Raw genomic sequence first — 16,094 nt, 5'->3', positions numbered from 1 at the left:
CTTGTTGATACAAATACAGCTATGTCGTTAATCGTATCCACTTTATTTTGTTCTCAAAATGCAGAACTTTCTTCTCATCGTGATGTTCCGGAAATAATTAGAATAAATCGATGGGCCTGTATGAGATTTAATGCTGATTTGTCTGTTATTCTAAAATAAGGTGTATTTATCGTGATAATGAAATTTATTTGTTTGAGCTTAGGATTGTTATTCTTTGCTTATTGATTTAGCACCATTGCGATGTATGTATATCAGCGATATTACAGGGGCTTAAAGCGAGTGGTTTACTGAATGTTGAAAGTTAATCTTAATCAGTGACTGGGTTAGTCCTGGTTTTCTGAAGATTAAAGGACACTTGATAAAGATAATGACCATCTAGTCAGAGTGTGAAGTAATGGGTAGCGATTATTCTAAAAATACGAAAACATATGATGATACCAATGAGTTAAAAATCATTGGTATCAGAGGATAGTACTGACAGTCTTATTGGGGGGTATATGTACCAACGAATAAGAAAGACTCATACCGGGATTGTGGTTGTGCAGACGGCTCTAGGGAAAGTTCGTAAAACTGTGAAGTTGTATCGAACAGATAAAGCGTGGGTGGTATCCGCTGGAGAGTCATATAGCCTGGACTGCGGGAGCAGGATAATCGGGAGTCCACGGGCAGGTATTCTTTTGTTGGACAGCATCAACCCCCTGTAAGTAAATTGGGGAAATACATAGTTAAGGAATCATGTTTTCTTCCCTGAACTATTTTGAATAAAATTATTTGGTATTGATTATCACCTGTTCACGAGTAACCGCCGCCATCAGCGAGAAAATAGCATCATCTTGAGGGCGTATAATTGTCACGGGGATATGCCCACGCAGCCTCTTACGTAATAGTGGTTTCTGGCTGAGAAGATAACGCTGATAGCCATCCATCACGTGATAATGAAGTTCTTCAGCCCGTCCCACAGTGACAACGATAGGTTGAGTAAAGCCGTCCTGTAGCAATGACAGTTCCAGTATTTTTCGTTCAACCGGACTTATGGTATTCGGATTATAGTCGTTTGCTATCACGCACTCAGCTGGTATCCACTGGACGCAACCGACGGGTTCATTGCGAAACGGGCCATGATAGTGTATGAATCGTTGCAGGCTATTCAGTGCAGCAATTTTCTCTAAATCATTCATTTTTGAAAGCCAGTCTGCAAGCGAGTGTACGATATCTTCGGGTAACATAATTTTTATTCCTGCATCAGATAACTGGCTTCAGTCATAAGAGTTGCCATTATGATGGTTATTTTTGAGTACATTATATTAAAAGTGATCAGGTGACAGTGGGTTATACGTCAGTAACTGGACAGCAATCCTGAGGGAATATCCGCAATGATCACCTGTATGTGTTAACTCATTTATCGCTCCTGATTCTGTCTGTTTTTTTTCGGTGCCTACAACAGCTTTTTTTTATCATTTTTCAATATATTCAGGATGTTGTTTCGTTAGGGAGAGTTGTTATGCAATTCATTTCAACCCTGGCTATCCGTCGTTCTCTGACCTCAGAGCGCATATTTTCCACCTCAGCAGGTGATATAAATTCTGTTCTTTGCAGGAAAGAACAAAATCGGGTGCCATAAAGAATGTCACGCAGACGTGCTGGCATCTCCAGTTGCATCAGCAAACGGTGTTTTTCATTCCATATTTTGCTTTTTGGGGCATCTAATTCAGTAATAAGCTCATCCCTTGTCTGAAAACCAGACCAGATCGCCTGGAGCATTCGCATACGAAAAGGTGTGATTTTTCTGTCGAGCATTTCCCGATATATCAGTAACGACATATAGTCCATCAGTGGTGCTTCGAGGTGGAATATCTGAGGCACTTCAGAAAATCCGACAGGAAGCGTCGGAGATTGCAGAAATTCCGCCAGAAGGCTTTTTTCCGGACAATAACCGGAAGGAACTGTCAGGAATTCACAGAGTTGCTGACTGGTGACCATCATGGATAATTCGTCATGCATCATACAGGGAAGATCGCCCCATACCCTGAGCATGAGTCTGTCGTTGAAGAATATCTCGTCGCTGATGACCAGGGCCGGATGGTCAAACAGCTCCTGTCTGAGGGCGTAAAAAAGGAAAACATGCTCTCGTGGACGAAGACATAAAATCAGTGCCGCCCGTGGCTCAACCGTGAGCTGCTCAATCAGTGATGGCAGGTCGAATATTGCCCGGCACTCACTGTCCGGCAGTATGGTCGTGGTCAGGCTCTGTACGGCACTGACCACAGGCCAGCAGTCACCATAAAGAATGACGTTCCTGCTTGCGGGCATTTTTAGTGATGGTTCAGTCATTGTTCGTCCCCCCTTTTACCGGGGATGGATTACCTTTTCTCAGGTTATTCCAGATAAGAGTGGCCTGTGTCGTGTCTGCATTACCAATACGTCTGCGGGTCAGGCGTCTTTTCTCCCCGGGGAGACGTTTTTTACGGGAACCGGGAAGCATCACGCGGGTGACCTGAATTTCGTAGCGATAAACGTTATTGGCCAGTAACATTTGACGACTTTCAACGATTACTCGTCGGGTTTTGTTACGCAAATAGGCCATCAGGTAACTGGCCCGCTGGACAGGTACACGGAACGCCTCCGAAATCTGATTGCGGTTGACCCAGTCGTGCTGTTGCAGGCACCACCACGCCACCAGGATATACAGAGGTTCTCCACGATACTGACGGACGGACTCCGGTATATAACAGGCATCATATCCGGCCTGACTCGGGTGATGAGTGTGGTCTGCTTCGTTAATTTTTTTCTCTGAACACATAATGACAACTCCTTAACCGGATAACAGGGGGCCCGGTAAACCCGCTGACAGCGTCCCTGTTTCCGTTGTTTCCTTTTTCAGTCTGTGATTTTTTGTCTGTTATTTTTCATGTCATGCCCCATGCTGCAGAGCGCCCGATATCCACATGTGACGTCTTCAGTTGTACGTCACAGTCACCACCACATCTGCTGAGAAGGGCCCTGTTCTCAGCGGCGTACCGGCATCCTGTTCCAGCAGTGCCGTATAGTCTTTAATGACCGGCGTCGCGGGGATGCCGGTTCCGCCGGATTTCAGTTTGCCCAGGTCGGAGGGCTGCCCAAAGGTCAGCCTGTCGCCGGAAGACGTGTCCAGAATGCTCAGCTTCAGTCCGTTCGCCTGGCCATCCTCGGTTGTCATGCGGGCCGCCTGACCGTTATCGGTCAGCGTCTTACCGGTGGCGGTAAACGTGGTCTGCAGGGGGATGGTAAAAGTGCCATCCGGTCCCCCGACGCCCATCCGCTGACCCGCCGTAACCTTAAAGCTGGCACGTTTGGCCGGATTCTGATAATTCGTGTAGATGTGACCGAGGTTGACCGTGGTGGGGTTGAGACTGACATAGCCAAAGTTGTCCGGCATATAGCGGATGGAAAACGCGGTGGATGTCAGGTATACACCCGCCGAGGCGGTGAGATTCGGGCCGGGGATGATGCTGAAGGCGCTCAGGGCGGGGACCTGAACAATCTGCGCACTGTCGATTCGTTTCACCACAAACAGTCTCAGTTTAAAGGTGGCCGAACGGGGAATATCAGTGGCGTTGGATGGCATGGAGGCACCGAACCTTTTCGTATTCTGTATCTGCATGTCGTGCCAGGACCAGGTCACTTCTGGCTGTCCCGCTTCCTGCAGAATGATATCCAGCCCCAGCCCGGCACGCTGAAGTGCATCAACCACCCCCTGAAAATCTCCCAGTCTCTGCAGCGAGGGAGCAAAGGTGGTCTGGCTGCTCAGCTCGGTCGTACACTTATACGACAGAGGATACGCCGGGGAGGTGTACAAAACCGTTCCGTCAGCGGGAAGCCGGCCCGCGTAGAAGGTGATGTTCTGTAGCGGAAAAGTCGTGTTGCCCGTTCCTGTGCAGGAGGAGGATGTATTGTATGCCGCTGCCGTGAGGCTGTACCCGGCGAGCAGGCACAACACCGCCGGCAGAAGGCGTCTCCGTACTGTCATGGTGTTGTCTCCCGCAGTGACATGGCACAACGCTGCGCGTTACAGGTGTACTGGTTCATCTGCAGCCCGCCGTAGTCGTCCACGTACCCCACCCACAGTCGGGTGGACCCGGCCGGCAGGATGGCCTTTACCGGCAGCGTGCTCAGCGGGGAGACCATCACCCCCTCGCTGAAGCCTTCAAGGCGCTCACGACGGGTGGTCCCCAGCCAGGCGAGGGTGATGTGGTAAGGCGTCGGATTTTTCAGGACCAGCTTCCCTCCCTCCCGTTCCACCGTCAGTTTTTTCTCTGAGGTGTCATTACTGCCTTTTTTAATGGCAACCGGACGGTAAAACAGCTTCAGCCTGCTCTGCAGGGCCAGCTGCAGGACATTCGTTGTCTCCGGCTCTGGCGGGATTTCGCGGACGTTGAACCAGAACAGCGTTTCCCGGTCCGCCGGCAGTTTATCCAGCCCGGTCCCCTGTACCTGCATGATGCGGACCTGTGTTTTCTGACCGCCATCAACTCGCTGCAGCGGCGGCAGCACCATCAGCATGCTGCTTCGTCTGCCGTTGCTGTCATCCACCCAGGACTGGGCCAGAAAGGGCATCGTTTTGTTCTCATTGGTCAGGGTGACGGAGACCGTTTTTTCGTTCCCGTTCATGATGACCCGCGTACGGTCCGCGTTGACGGCGGCCTGCGCGTTCAGGCTCCACGCCGCCAGGGTAATCACCACGCCCCGGGCAATACTGCTGTGTTTCACTCTGTGTTCTCCCTGTTGTTCGTCCGGGGTTAACCCCGGAAAAGGCTTACCGGCAGGGCAGCAGAAGCGGCCCCTTGCTGAGCGTCAGGTCTGCCGGCAGGGTCAGCCGGCACTGCACGCGCCCGTTCCAGGAAACCGCCAGCGCGCTGCGGTCTTCGTCACCGATACCGGTCAGATATGCCAGCCCGTCATCGCCCACCATCCCCGGTGTTTTACCCGTTTTCTCTGAAATCACCTGCGCACCAAACGGCGGTGCTTTGCCGTCAGCCAGGCGGATATGTCCCATGACCTGCGCCCCCCGACTGGCGCTGATACGCCGGTAACCAATTGCCCCTTCCGTCAGGACCTGACTGATAACTGAATCACTGACCTCCACATCCTCCGGCAGACGGGTGACGTCGACCGCGATGTCGCTGCGCTGATAGCTGCCGCCGCCGCTGACCACCGCAATTCCGAAGCGGTTGGTCACGCCGCTGTTGCCGGAGACCGGGACGCCGGCCACGCCGCCGGTATCCACCATCATCCGCGGCTCATTACCGGACAGGGACTGGCTGAGGGCCGCGCCATGCGCCGTGGCGGTAGCCGAGCCATACCAGCTCAGGCCCAGACTGCGGTACTGACCGGGTTGCAGGGTGGCATCCGCGCTGACCTGTCCCCAGGGCATCCGGCTCTGGAGACTGCCGCTGAAGTTACTGTTGCTGCCGGTACTGTCATCACGACGCAGCCCGGCACTGATATTCCACGTGGTGTCGGGATGGCTGAAATCGCTGTAGCTGACGTTCTGCTGCAGGCTTCCCCGGTTATCCCGCTGCGCGTTATAGCTGACCTGACGTCCTTCCCCCCAGGGAACGGTCACGGAGGCATAAACCTGGTTCTGCGTTCCGCCGCCGGCGTACTGGTTACGGGCCAGCGACAGGGAGGCAGAAATTCCGCGAATGGCCCCGATGCTGAAGCTTTTGTTCAGACTGAGCATCCAGTTATTGTTTGATTCCGCATTCCAGTAAGCCAGCCGGCTGACGGACAGGGAGGCGCTCATGGCGGGAGCGGAAAAATACTGGTTGTACGTGAGGGTGTAACTCTGCTTTTCGTGCCAGACGTCACCGCCGTTCACCGCCCGGCGCGCCAGATATTCCGGGAGGGACAGGTAATGGCGGTCTGAAAACCGGTAACCGACAAACGCCAGGGTGCTGCCGGTTTTATCGAAGGTTTTGGCATAGTTTATCCGGTAACTGTATCCGGTCTGACGCAGTCCCTGCGGAAGGCGGGTATCCGAGCGGGTGATATCCGCGGACACCGCTCCCAGTATCCCCATGTTCTGGCCGACACCCAGCGCAAGGGACTGATAATCCCCGGTGGAGGCGATGACCCCGCCGTAAAGCGAGGTGCTGTTAAAGGCCCCCCAGGTGACCTCCCCCAGTAGAAAGTCCGGGCTGACCGCCCGGTTATTGTGTGACCCGCCGTACAGCGGACGACCAGCCGCCACCTTATAACGTAACTGTCCCCGGCGGGCCATGAACGGGACGCTGGCGGTGTTGACCTGCCATGTGCGTGTGGTTCCGTTACTTTCCCGGAGCGTGACATCCAGATTACCGCTGATGTTCTGACTCAGGTCAGGCAGGACAAAAGGGCCGGGAGACACACGGGTCTGGTACAGGATGCGACCGTTCTGGCTGACGGTGACCTCAGCATTACTGTTCGCAATGCCGCTGATTTGCGGGGCATACCCCTGCAGGGACGGTGGCAGCATACGCTCATCACTGGCCAGCGTGACGCCGGCGAAACGGAAGGAGTCAAAAATGGCAGAATTGAGGTAAGTCTGCCCCAGCGTCAGCCTGGAACGCACCGACGGCAGAGGACGGAACAGATAGGTCTGGGGCAGATAAAAATCGGACTGTGTGCGTCTCTGACCAGCGTCATACCGGCTGTACTGCCAGTCACTCCGCAGTCGCCAGGCCCCCAGATTCAGTCCACCGGTGCCGTACAGACTGTAGCTGGTACTGGAGGTACCCTGCTGCGGCATATAACGACTGACCATCAGGTTATAGTCCAGCAGCGCGCCACTGATGCCCTGACTCCAGCGGGCAGGGGGAACCCAGTTCGGGTCCTGATACTGCATCCAGGCCTGCGGTATCACAAAGGTCAGCCGCTGCTGCGCCGCGCTGTAACGCACCTGACTGTCCGGGGTGCGCAGGTCCAGACAGCGTCCGCCCTGTGTACCGGAAACGGGTTTCAGGCGACTGAGAGTCTCCGCATTCAGACCCAGCATATCCACCAGCTCAGACGTCACGCAGATGACGGAGTCTTCCTCGTTGCCGGCCCCCTTAACCGGGACCACACTGACAGGGTATTGCTCCCGGACAGACTGCTCGTTCAGCCAGATATCCAGCAGGTAGTTGCCCGGTGCAATATACCCTTCCCGGCTGAAGGCCGAGAGGTCAGCGTTTTTTCTGTCCTCTGTGTTCAGCATATTGACGTTAAATTCCGTGGCCAGTACCGGGCGTGCGGAAAGCGTCAGGGTGATGAGTATGGCGAGCCGGGTCAGTTTCATGTCTTTGGGTTCTGTCTGCGGTTATCACCGGGAATGCGGGGGCGGAAAACATTTTCAGAGGCAAAACCGTCCCGGCGCCCCTTCCGGGACGGTATGCACAGCCACTGCTTTTATTTTTCTGGGATCAGAGGTAGGTCAGGGTGTAGGTGACCTGAGATTTAACCTCACCCGGCGTGGCGGCACCAAGAGCCAGCAGTCGGGCAAAGAAACGCAGTTCATTATTACCGGGCTGCAGCTGCTGGGCATCAGCATCGGTCGGAACGTAACCCGGTGGGATCGGTGTGCTGTTATCGTTTTTGAGCAACTGGACAGCAACGTTGGTGGCACTGCCCGTATTCACATACCCTTTATTATTGCTGGTTGCGTCCCCGGTAAAGGTTACCTTCACTTTAGACATCAGACCCTCTGGGCGGGTTACAGGCGATGCGGTATCCGGGTCAAATGAACAATCTGTCAGATGAATAACAATCGGCTGGGATGCTGTGGTGGCATCTGCTGTTTTCAGGGCGCGGTAAGACACCTGGCCAAACTCCACTTTAAGAGCGTCATCACCCGGTGCGATGTTGCAGGGGGAGTTAGTCACTGTACCGTGGAAGAAAATGGTGCCCTGTCCAAAGGGGCCCGAGGTGGGAGGGTCGGCAAAGGCGTTTGTACCACTCAGCATGGCTGCGGTGGCTAACACGGTCAGGCAGGTTTTTCTGAACATATCAATTCCTTGGTTACAAATAAAATAATCCAGACAGGCAGGTGTTGATACATGAACTGAATAATATTCAGACGAGTTTTCTCTCATCCCGGAGAGAACTGATAAATATTCCCGGTTCAGGAAAGTCAGACGTAAATATTAATAAATGACATAGCCACAGTTCATGTGTGGTTATTTATAGGAAAAATCTTAGCGAATTAAAATTGAACAAAATCGATCGTATCGATCGAGTATATCGATCGTAATTTAAGAATAATTTTCATGATTACGGTTTCCGTGGGGAATATAAGGCAGGAAACATGATGTTATGACTGGGTAAAAAAATTCAGGTCCTCTTTTCATTACAAATTAATCTTATTATGTCATACCTTTTCAAAGGCCGTAAGTGAAAGTTCTGTTGTTGTGCCGAAAATTACTCGTAAATGAATGGTTACGTTGTTTTGCTGTTATTTGGTGGTATAAATAACCAAATGGTGTGGATTTTATGGTCAACCATATTGGAGGGGCATTTGCAGAGGCATGAGATATTTACATTCACTGATTTGTGATGGTTGTCACAAATTGTTTATTGTTTCTCACTTAGCGTATAGCGATTTGGTTGGTGTATTTTTGTGCAACTGAAGACAGTCATCATTCAGCTGACAGATTCGATTGTTATCCTCCGGTTTCATTAAACAAAGTTGTACTGAATATTTATTAAGAAATGGATGTAAATAATGGTTACTGATTTACTACTCAGAATTGCACTGGCTGGATTATTAGGTGGATTTATTGGGATTGAACGTCAGCTGCGTGCGAAGGAAGCGGGGTTACGAACGCATATTCTGGTTGGTATTGGTAGCGCCATGTTTATGATTGTTTCCAAATATGGTTTTGAAGATATTCTGCTGGAAAGCCATGTCGCTTTAGATCCAAGCCGTATCGCTGCACAGGTGGTCAGCGGTATGGGATTTCTGGGGGCAGGGACAATTATCATTCAGAAACAGGTTGTTAAGGGACTGACTACAGCCGCAGGTATGTGGGTTACTGCGGCTATTGGCCTGGTTATCGGGAGTGGTTTGTATGAAATTGGTATCTACGGGGCCGTATTAACGCTTGTTGTACTGGAAGTGTTTCGTCAGTTAAGTAATCGCTTGTTAAGCAGACATTGTGGTTTGCTGGTTAAACTGGGTCCGGATAGCGTTGCCTGGGTATTTACTGTGCTTCAGACGAGGTCAATACGTTTTGCTTTTCGCTCTCTGAAAAAAAGTTCCTCAGGAGAGAATGTATGGGAATTGCTTTTGGTCCTGACATTGCGTCCCGGGAGTTCCATCAGCGATCTGTGCCCGGAAATTTTGAAAATAGAAGGGGTTAAATCAGTCGCTATCAGATAAGTTGTCAGAGAAATATGGTGTTGTTGACCAACACCCGAAGTGTGAAAAAAAGACACAGGCATCTATCTCTGAATGAAGATGTCCGTGTGCCTGAAGACAGCGGGTTATCTCTGAATCCAGAACATTATCATCGCATGTGCTCTGATTACTGTATATCCAATAATTTTCCCCTGACATCAAAAGATACCAGTTAGCCAAAACCAGCTTTTCTTTTAGCCAGTTCTGTTTTATTAACTCTAAGGTATTTTTTAACCCTTCATACCTTTTCATCATGCCCAGTCGCTGAAGCTCGTTCAGTAAAATATGACAAAGAGATGGGATGTCAGTTGTGAATGGTTCCGGTAATTCGCACGATGGCGGGAGGACATATGCTGGCCTGGTTACAGGATTCAGACACCGCACCAGAAAAACTGGTGCGATGAATGCAATTTTTTTTCCATTTGAAGAGACTGCGTTTACCCAGGTCAGAGTATGATAACGCAACGTTTCCTCATGTGAGTCTTCCTGATCAACATTATTATTAGTCATTTCATCCAGTCGAAATTGTATTGTCGCCAAATAATTATCTGGTGATGTAATTGATATTTCTTTACGCATTATTTAACTCCTGAAAGGAAGGTGCAGCAGGAATGATTTTTGTACGGAGATGTTATTTAGCGTGGAATAAAAAAGAGGGACCCAGGGTCCCTCGAATACATCACATTTTAAAGCATTTTGAAATCGTACCAAATCTTCATGAGGAGAACTGGTAGGAGCTTTCTTTATGATGTAGGTATGTTTAACAATACTGTGATTTAGATCTGATATTTGAACATACGCAGCGTATAGCTGGGGAGCGTCTTTAGTTTCGTCACTCAGTCAGGGAAAGATACTGGGGCTCTGTGTAATCGCTGCAGGTCGAAACGACAGGGCATTTTCCTGTAATAATTTATGCTCAGCGTCAGAGTGTCCTGCCTGGGTTCTATCCACTCTTAAGACGGTTATTTTTGTTTCATTACTCTGATACAGTTCATTCGTTATTCGGATTGTATTGTATGCCTGACGGAGCAAAGTTTTCATTGTCTGGAAACACTTCTCCGGAAGTAGGTCGTGTCGGGAAAGGTAAAAAGTGTCCTGGTTGAGCATCAGTAGTGTCTGATATGAGTGGGGATAAGTTTTGCTTCCAATCCATCTGAGAATTGTTGGTGGCGATGGTCTGCCGCTCAATTGTCGGGTTGCTGCCAGTTCACTTACTTTTCGGTAGACGGTATCCTGAAAACACCCTATTGACTCAGGGCTGGGGCAGTCCAACGTCAACCGAAATACAGCCAGACGTGGGTATTGGTCGATGGCCTGCTGAACCACCCGCTTTACTTGCTGTATTTCTGTCAGCTCATCGTTTAAAAACTCCATAAGATTTCCTGAAATAACATGAGTGATAAAGCGATCTTCATCATATTAAGGAAATAACCCATGCCCAATCAGTTCGCATCTGATTGTTTGTCAGTTTCTTCGATACTGTAGATGCCTGTTCCGCATGAAGTGCAATGCTTTTTACCACTGTAATGATTTCCGCACCACACGCAATGCCAGAACAGCACCATTACAGGTGCATCCAGATTGCCGATGATACTGCGTAGTTTTTGGCATCGGGCTTCGGCTTTCACTTCAGGATCGAGATGGGTACATTGCATCAGAACGTTCGTCGTCACTGTTCGCTGGTCATGTTCAAACCAGGGGGCCTCACCAGATGAACCCGCATGAAGTATCAACTGGCAGCCACAGGAAGAGCAGGTCCATACCCTGCCTGGTGACTGCATCGCGTCTTTAGCAGTCACAATGTGCCCGTCACGATTATTGGCAATGTAACATTTCAGCATGTGCATGCCAGTACCTCGATCTGGATGTTATGTACTGTAATGTATCTATCGGTATGGCAGGTCACACAGCACCGTTTACCGTTGTGTGCGAGGAAGAATTTGGCAAACATCTTCAGACTCCTGAGGGCAGGCGCAAGTCGTCCCGAAAAGGGAAGCCTGTGCCTTGCGATTAGATGATTAAAGGGGGGGGGTTGGTGTGGCTGTCACATAATGGAATGCTGACGTAAAAAACTGTCAGACTCAGAAATCGATACTTCGTCGGCGCACGGTTAACTGATGGTCAGCTACTCCGTTACAGCCATACAGTAAGCGCGTATTTTTCTGCTCAATCCAGGTCATATGCTCCGGTACATTGCGCATTCCGCTCGGTACCGGATCGCTGTTACGGACAGGTATCCGACCTTCACAGTGGCCGGGTGGCACGAATGTAATCCTCAGTCAGTGCCGATAAACCATTGAACTCTTTTTGTCGTGTATTGATCCATTTCTTCAGCGTGGCCGGAAGCAGCAGATGCAGTGCGTACCATGCTTCCGGCTCAATCCCTTTCACCAGCTCACACCAGCACAGCAACATCAGTGATTCACGTATACCGGGCTGTGGATACTGGCGGAAGAGCAGCGATAACTGCTCAGCAATGGCACTGAGTCCCAGTCGGTAGCATTCACTGCGCAACATCCCCGCCAGCGCTGGCCCCTCAGCACGTTTAATGATACGTCCCGCTACCGATTCTTCTTCCACACAAGCAGCCTGCGTTACTGTCAGCAAAAACTGCGGGATAATGAGCAGTCCGGTAAGCCCGTTTGGTAACGAGCAGGACGTCACGGTCAGCCTGTGCCACTTTTTAATTTCAGGCTGGCAGAGCCCATGAGTGACCTGCAGCCGGGTGAGGTCATCAAGCCAGGCCTGACAGTGTGCGGTAAAAATGGTTGAGTTCATCTGTAAATCCTTATCGTTGAATCGCAGACAGCGCCGTTCCGCTAGTGTGAAGCGGTGCGGGAAACGGTATCTGTGGAAAGTAATGCGGGATTGGGGGAGGAGGATGTGCTTTCGTCTCTGGCATCAGTTGCCGGTAAACAGCAGGTATTCATCCATCATCAGGGTTAAAACGGGGTCACTATCCTGGCGGTCACCCAGCCAGAGATACAGCGCGTCGTCTGGCTGTCCGACCAGACGCTCCAGCCAGTCGCAAGGGTCATCCCCGCACATCAAATCGCGCCAGCACTGCCAGACTATTTTGTGTCGGATTTCCCGGCTGGTCAGCCGCTGTAGCATCACCAACAGTGCCCGTTGTACCGGGAACTGCTTCAGCCGGGCACATTCACTCAGCAATATGCCTTCCAGCATGGGATGGTGAAGCAGCAGCGTGGTATCTGAATCCAGCCGGGTGGACATGTCCTCTGTCACCGTGATGACCGGAGGCTGATTACCGCAGAACAACCGGTACAAAGCATGGGGTACCACGGCAGTGACCTGCCCCGTACCCGTGAAGCGGAGCCAACCTAGGGTGAGTTGATGGCTGGCCTGGATGTTCGGGTGACACAACCCATGTCGTACAGCCAGACGCGTGAAATCGTCCAGCCAGCGCTGGTAATGCTGCAACAGGAAGTCATGACGGGAATACGGTGTTTTCATGACAACGCCTCCACGGGAGTTACGGTAAGTTTGTGGGTCATTGCCAGGGCGGAATTCTCTCCCCGGGATGCATCAATGCGGGCCTGTAGCCAGGTTTCGACTTCACTCTGTCGCCAGCGGGAACTACGACCAAACTTGATGGGTGCCGGAAACTCACCGTCTTTGATGAGCTTGTAGAACCATTTATCGGTTAATCCGGTGAGATGGGTAATGAAAGCCATATTGACGAACTGGTCTTCAGACAGGGAAGGTTTAATTGTCATGATGAGATTCTCCGGTAGCTAAATAAGTACCGGAGTCGTGTGATGAATCACTGTACCCTTCTCCGGCATAACAACCGGAACTGACGTAAAAAAGTGCGACGTTTTATCGAAGCCCTCGCGGTCTGCCCAGTCCACTCGCGGGTGGTACCTCGCTGGCCCCGTAGTAAGTCTGCCCGTGTTTTGATTTCTCCTTGGCGAGATAGCTGATGATGTAGCGCAGGTTGTCGATGGCTGCAGCATCATCGTAATTGACGGGGCGGGTGATATCGGCTTCGTAGCATTTCTTACGATCACAGCGATTGTGGTACCCCTCACCCTGTGTAATCTTCTGCCAGGCAGTCCCCGCCTGTTCAGCTACCGGAAAGGTGGCCTGGTTATGGTGACCATCAAGATACATCACGATATGGGCATGGCATTTGTGTCGGGAAGTACACTCCAGCACCCAGAAGTGACCCACGATGTTGCTCTCTGACATCAGATGTTCTGTTAACTGGCGTACCTCCCTTTCTGTCTCGTTCCATCCGTGATGGTTATAACGCCACGTGTCATTCTGATAGAACACATCGAGTCTGAGGGGCTGAAGGCGGGAGTAACGTTCCAGTAGCTGATCAAGATGGTGGTTCAGTAACGACAGCAGGAACCAGTTCATCGTGTATTTGCGGTTCCAGGGCCAGGGAAAGTCCATGATTTAATCCTTTGTAGTGTGTGTACAAAGGAAGGTGGTGATATGTAATTTTTATGCTGGAAAGTCACAGTATTTCTGTTTACTGAGCAGTACTGTGGGGACAGGAGATATACAGACGGGTTAAGCGGATCACTGCGAGAGGGGGGATGAAGAGGAAGTTCTTAAAACATGAAGACCTTAATTATACTAAAAACCCAAATGTTTGTTCCTGGTATCCAGGCTGTCCTGACAGCATCATATTCAGTATTTTTACGTGAGAGCATATTACTATGAATTGATAACGAAAGAGAAAGATCAAAAAAATAAACTTGTTGATAATGAAGGTATTTAAGGTTAATTGTTATGCACTTTCCAAAAAATGCTTAATAGGTGATTGGCATGTCAGAACGAATCACTTTCAATGTAACCAATTCTGAGACTCTGCGTGTTGTTGATGAATACAGCAAAAAACAGAAGATCTCACGGTCGCAGGTTATTTCCACATTGCTGGATGCTACCGTTCCGGTACTGAAAGATATTAATCGTTATTATCAGCTTGCGGACGAACTTAAGGCCCGGCTACTGTCTGGTGTCTACCAGCAGGATTTGCCTCGCCGAAGAAATGTTGTGACTGCTGAAAAGTACTGCATGGAGATCTGGGAAAGTAAGCTCCAGGTTGGAAAAGGGTATGACTTTGACAGCGTCAATGGCAAGGTGCATGTTCGCGAACATAAACGACACTACCGTCGGGATAATGCAGTTGGCAGGGTCGAAAATCGACATATCAAAGAGCTCTGTCAGTTTATCCTGGATAGGTCAGAACAGGATGCCCGTTACGCCTGTTTTATCTATACCGAAAGGATTATATTTGCTGATGCCGAGACCTCAGAACTCTCCTCATCGCCAGTCAAATTTGCGGCAGGTGACGCTGTGATTTTGCTGGCAAAAGATGTGGTTTTTAACGAGTTTTTTTTTGATATAGGTAAGGCGCTTTTTATCAATGTGGTTGATCTTATGTCATACGGTACAAGTGGTATCCCGGAGACGACAGGAGACCCACGAGTTCACTGCTGGGTGCCAATCCTGTTTAGTGGGAAAAATGCCGTGATAGTACCTGTGTACCTGATTGACCCTGCTACAGCCCCGACGTTAAGAAAACCAGACAACATAACAGTGGTCTACCACGGTAAAAAATAACGTTGATTCTTGCTCCCGCCATGCTGTGCGTTTTCATCTATCCCATGGCAACCTGAGACTCATCCAGGTTGAATTACCTTGTGCCGGTGAAAGTCAGCAATGTGATAAAGAATATACAGTGCTGAGCTGCAGGCATTCTGTCTGACATGAACCTGGGCTACAGGGGATATAACGAAGCGTTGAGGGCAGCAATATTGCTGCCGGGAAGATGCTTCCCCGGCAGAAACACAAATTAAATCGGCTTGTTGTGATCAGGAAGCATTCTACATAGTGTGTTGTCCTTCTGGACATAGTGATGAAGCAACGCCGCTGCCGCATGGAAAGCAATGAAGAAATATCCGGCATTACCCAGTGTTTCGTGAATATTTTTCAGTACTGACTTCACCAAGGGGTCGGGCGTAGCAAAAGGAGAAATGGTGAGCCCCAGAAAAATCCAGCTTTTACCGTTAAAGGCCATCAGAGCGATCCCCAGTAATGGCAAAGCCAGAAAAGTTATGTACAGAACGATATGCATTACCCTGCCTGCCTTCATTTGCCAGCGGGGCGGAGGGGGAACTATGTCTGGTTCGGGATATCTGTGTCTGAGCCACAGTCGTAAAAACATCAGAAGCCAGACCACAATACCTGCATTGTAATGGGTTTCCCTCATGAAAAGGTAAGCTGCTGAACTTTTGGGAAACCACCCCCTGAGTTCCATTGCGGCATAAGTCACTGCAATTAACACCAGCGTTAGCCAGTGAAGTTGTATCTGTAAGCGGGTAAATTTTGTCATTTCCGATCATCCTGAAAACGCACGGTGTTAACAGCTTGTCATTCGTTTCTTAATTTTTTCTTAACGTCTTATTTTGGAAAAATAATCAGAACGACGACGTGAGAAACAACCATATGTGCGAAGACGTAGGTAAAAACCATTGTAAATCCGCCGGTAAGGTCTACCTGGGTGGGGTCAGTCCAGATAGCGTTGCATCGACCCGTTGAACTCACTGCACGAAGCTGTCAGAACTAACTGTACTGGAGGTCCGCTGTGAGCGAGGAGCGGACTCTCTGTTTGCAGTAAATTAGTATTTTCATGCTGATCTTTACATAATGCTTACCGAAGATTAAA

The 16,094-nt window shown here is 50.0% G+C and carries 16 protein-coding genes; 2 read left to right on the top strand and 14 right to left on the bottom strand.

Annotated elements, in window-relative coordinates; all coding sequences use genetic code 11:
• Positions 1 to 767: 767 nt before the first annotated feature.
• The 7 genes from ENTCL_RS19280 to ENTCL_RS19250 form a co-directional block, all read right to left on the bottom strand.
• Positions 768 to 1,226, bottom strand: a complete 459-nt coding sequence (locus tag ENTCL_RS19280; RefSeq protein WP_013367825.1) for an IbrB-like domain-containing protein — start codon at positions 1,224 to 1,226, stop codon at positions 768 to 770.
• 244 nt (positions 1,227 to 1,470) lie between these two features.
• Complete coding sequence (locus ENTCL_RS19275) at positions 1,471 to 2,331, bottom strand: hypothetical protein (protein ID WP_013367824.1); 861 nt, start codon at positions 2,329 to 2,331, stop codon at positions 1,471 to 1,473.
• On the bottom strand, positions 2,324 to 2,800 hold the full coding sequence (locus tag ENTCL_RS19270) for a CaiF/GrlA family transcriptional regulator (protein WP_013367823.1): 477 nt from the start codon (positions 2,798 to 2,800) through the stop codon (positions 2,324 to 2,326). Before ENTCL_RS19270 ends, ENTCL_RS19275 begins: the two co-directional genes overlap by 8 nt.
• 156 nt (positions 2,801 to 2,956) lie before the next feature.
• Positions 2,957 to 4,006, bottom strand: a complete 1,050-nt coding sequence (locus tag ENTCL_RS19265; protein ID WP_013367822.1) for a fimbrial protein — start codon at positions 4,004 to 4,006, stop codon at positions 2,957 to 2,959.
• Positions 4,003 to 4,746 carry a fimbria/pilus periplasmic chaperone gene (locus tag ENTCL_RS19260; RefSeq protein WP_013367821.1) on the bottom strand — a complete coding sequence of 248 codons (744 nt, stop codon included), beginning with the start codon at positions 4,744 to 4,746 and terminating at the stop codon, positions 4,003 to 4,005. Before ENTCL_RS19260 ends, ENTCL_RS19265 begins: the two co-directional genes overlap by 4 nt.
• 46 nt (positions 4,747 to 4,792) lie before the next feature.
• Positions 4,793 to 7,294, bottom strand: coding sequence for a fimbrial outer membrane usher protein StdB (gene stdB, locus ENTCL_RS19255; protein WP_013367820.1), 2,502 nt, complete (start codon positions 7,292 to 7,294; stop codon positions 4,793 to 4,795).
• 124 nt (positions 7,295 to 7,418) lie between these two features.
• Entirely contained in the window at positions 7,419 to 8,000 is a 582-nt protein-coding gene (locus ENTCL_RS19250) for a fimbrial protein (RefSeq protein ID WP_013367819.1), read from the bottom strand.
• A gap of 716 nt (positions 8,001 to 8,716) precedes the next feature.
• On the opposite strand from ENTCL_RS19250, the gene ENTCL_RS19245 reads away from it, so the two are divergent.
• A complete protein-coding gene (locus tag ENTCL_RS19245; protein WP_013367818.1) occupies positions 8,717 to 9,373 on the top strand; it encodes an MgtC/SapB family protein in 657 nt (218 codons plus the stop codon).
• On the opposite strand, the gene ENTCL_RS23810 is transcribed toward ENTCL_RS19245, so the two are convergent.
• The 6 genes from ENTCL_RS23810 to ENTCL_RS19220 form a co-directional block, all read right to left on the bottom strand.
• Positions 9,356 to 9,970, bottom strand: a complete 615-nt coding sequence (locus tag ENTCL_RS23810; RefSeq protein WP_013367817.1) for a hypothetical protein — start codon at positions 9,968 to 9,970, stop codon at positions 9,356 to 9,358. The two genes, ENTCL_RS19245 and ENTCL_RS23810, sit on opposite strands and share 18 nt — an antisense overlap.
• Before the next feature lie 863 nt (positions 9,971 to 10,833).
• Positions 10,834 to 11,238 (bottom strand): putative zinc ribbon protein, encoded by a 405-nt coding sequence (locus ENTCL_RS23230; RefSeq protein ID WP_013367815.1) that lies wholly within the window; start codon positions 11,236 to 11,238, stop codon positions 10,834 to 10,836.
• A gap of 397 nt (positions 11,239 to 11,635) precedes the next feature.
• Positions 11,636 to 12,169 carry a hypothetical protein gene (locus ENTCL_RS19235; protein ID WP_013367814.1) on the bottom strand — a complete coding sequence of 178 codons (534 nt, stop codon included), beginning with the start codon at positions 12,167 to 12,169 and terminating at the stop codon, positions 11,636 to 11,638.
• 123 nt (positions 12,170 to 12,292) lie between these two features.
• Positions 12,293 to 12,865 carry a hypothetical protein gene (locus tag ENTCL_RS19230; protein ID WP_013367813.1) on the bottom strand — a complete coding sequence of 191 codons (573 nt, stop codon included), beginning with the start codon at positions 12,863 to 12,865 and terminating at the stop codon, positions 12,293 to 12,295.
• Complete coding sequence (locus ENTCL_RS19225; protein ID WP_013367812.1) at positions 12,862 to 13,128, bottom strand: helix-turn-helix transcriptional regulator; 267 nt, start codon at positions 13,126 to 13,128, stop codon at positions 12,862 to 12,864. Before ENTCL_RS19225 ends, ENTCL_RS19230 begins: the two co-directional genes overlap by 4 nt.
• A gap of 103 nt (positions 13,129 to 13,231) precedes the next feature.
• Positions 13,232 to 13,813: a YagK/YfjJ domain-containing protein gene (locus tag ENTCL_RS19220; protein ID WP_013367811.1), complete on the bottom strand. Its 582-nt coding sequence runs from the start codon at positions 13,811 to 13,813 to the stop codon at positions 13,232 to 13,234.
• A gap of 378 nt (positions 13,814 to 14,191) precedes the next feature.
• On the opposite strand from ENTCL_RS19220, the gene ENTCL_RS19215 reads away from it, so the two are divergent.
• Positions 14,192 to 14,989: a hypothetical protein gene (locus ENTCL_RS19215; RefSeq protein ID WP_013367810.1), complete on the top strand. Its 798-nt coding sequence runs from the start codon at positions 14,192 to 14,194 to the stop codon at positions 14,987 to 14,989.
• 232 nt (positions 14,990 to 15,221) lie between these two features.
• Here the strand turns inward: ENTCL_RS19215 and ENTCL_RS19210 are convergent, their stop codons facing one another.
• Entirely contained in the window at positions 15,222 to 15,761 is a 540-nt protein-coding gene (locus ENTCL_RS19210; protein WP_013367809.1) for a cytochrome b, read from the bottom strand.
• Positions 15,762 to 16,094: the final 333 nt, after the last annotated feature.

It is taken from the genome of [Enterobacter] lignolyticus SCF1 (genome assembly GCF_000164865.1).
In the GTDB taxonomy this organism is placed as follows: domain Bacteria; phylum Pseudomonadota; class Gammaproteobacteria; order Enterobacterales; family Enterobacteriaceae; genus Enterobacter_B; species Enterobacter_B lignolyticus.
The sequence above is the reverse complement of the archived record's forward strand: the minus strand, read 5'-3'. Positions and strand labels throughout refer to the sequence as shown.

Bases quoted from the DNA above. Each gene is read 5' to 3' on its own strand.
- ENTCL_RS19280 (WP_013367825.1), bottom strand. From the start codon at position 1,226: ATGTTACCCGAAGATATCGTACACTCGCTTGCAGACTGGCTTTCAAAA.
- ENTCL_RS19245 (WP_013367818.1), top strand. From the start codon at position 8,717: ATGGTTACTGATTTACTACTCAGAATTGCACTGGCTGGATTATTAGGT.
- ENTCL_RS19215 (WP_013367810.1), top strand. From the start codon at position 14,192: ATGTCAGAACGAATCACTTTCAATGTAACCAATTCTGAGACTCTGCGT.
- ENTCL_RS19210 (WP_013367809.1), bottom strand. From the start codon at position 15,761: ATGACAAAATTTACCCGCTTACAGATACAACTTCACTGGCTAACGCTG.
- ENTCL_RS19250 (WP_013367819.1), bottom strand. From the start codon at position 8,000: ATGTTCAGAAAAACCTGCCTGACCGTGTTAGCCACCGCAGCCATGCTG.
- ENTCL_RS19225 (WP_013367812.1), bottom strand. From the start codon at position 13,128: ATGACAATTAAACCTTCCCTGTCTGAAGACCAGTTCGTCAATATGGCT.
- ENTCL_RS23230 (WP_013367815.1), bottom strand. From the start codon at position 11,238: ATGCACATGCTGAAATGTTACATTGCCAATAATCGTGACGGGCACATT.
- ENTCL_RS19275 (WP_013367824.1), bottom strand. From the start codon at position 2,331: ATGACTGAACCATCACTAAAAATGCCCGCAAGCAGGAACGTCATTCTT.
- ENTCL_RS19270 (WP_013367823.1), bottom strand. From the start codon at position 2,800: ATGTGTTCAGAGAAAAAAATTAACGAAGCAGACCACACTCATCACCCG.
- ENTCL_RS19230 (WP_013367813.1), bottom strand. From the start codon at position 12,865: ATGAAAACACCGTATTCCCGTCATGACTTCCTGTTGCAGCATTACCAG.
- ENTCL_RS23810 (WP_013367817.1), bottom strand. From the start codon at position 9,970: ATGCGTAAAGAAATATCAATTACATCACCAGATAATTATTTGGCGACA.
- stdB (WP_013367820.1), bottom strand. From the start codon at position 7,294: ATGAAACTGACCCGGCTCGCCATACTCATCACCCTGACGCTTTCCGCA.
- ENTCL_RS19220 (WP_013367811.1), bottom strand. From the start codon at position 13,813: ATGGACTTTCCCTGGCCCTGGAACCGCAAATACACGATGAACTGGTTC.
- ENTCL_RS19235 (WP_013367814.1), bottom strand. From the start codon at position 12,169: ATGAACTCAACCATTTTTACCGCACACTGTCAGGCCTGGCTTGATGAC.
- ENTCL_RS19265 (WP_013367822.1), bottom strand. From the start codon at position 4,006: ATGACAGTACGGAGACGCCTTCTGCCGGCGGTGTTGTGCCTGCTCGCC.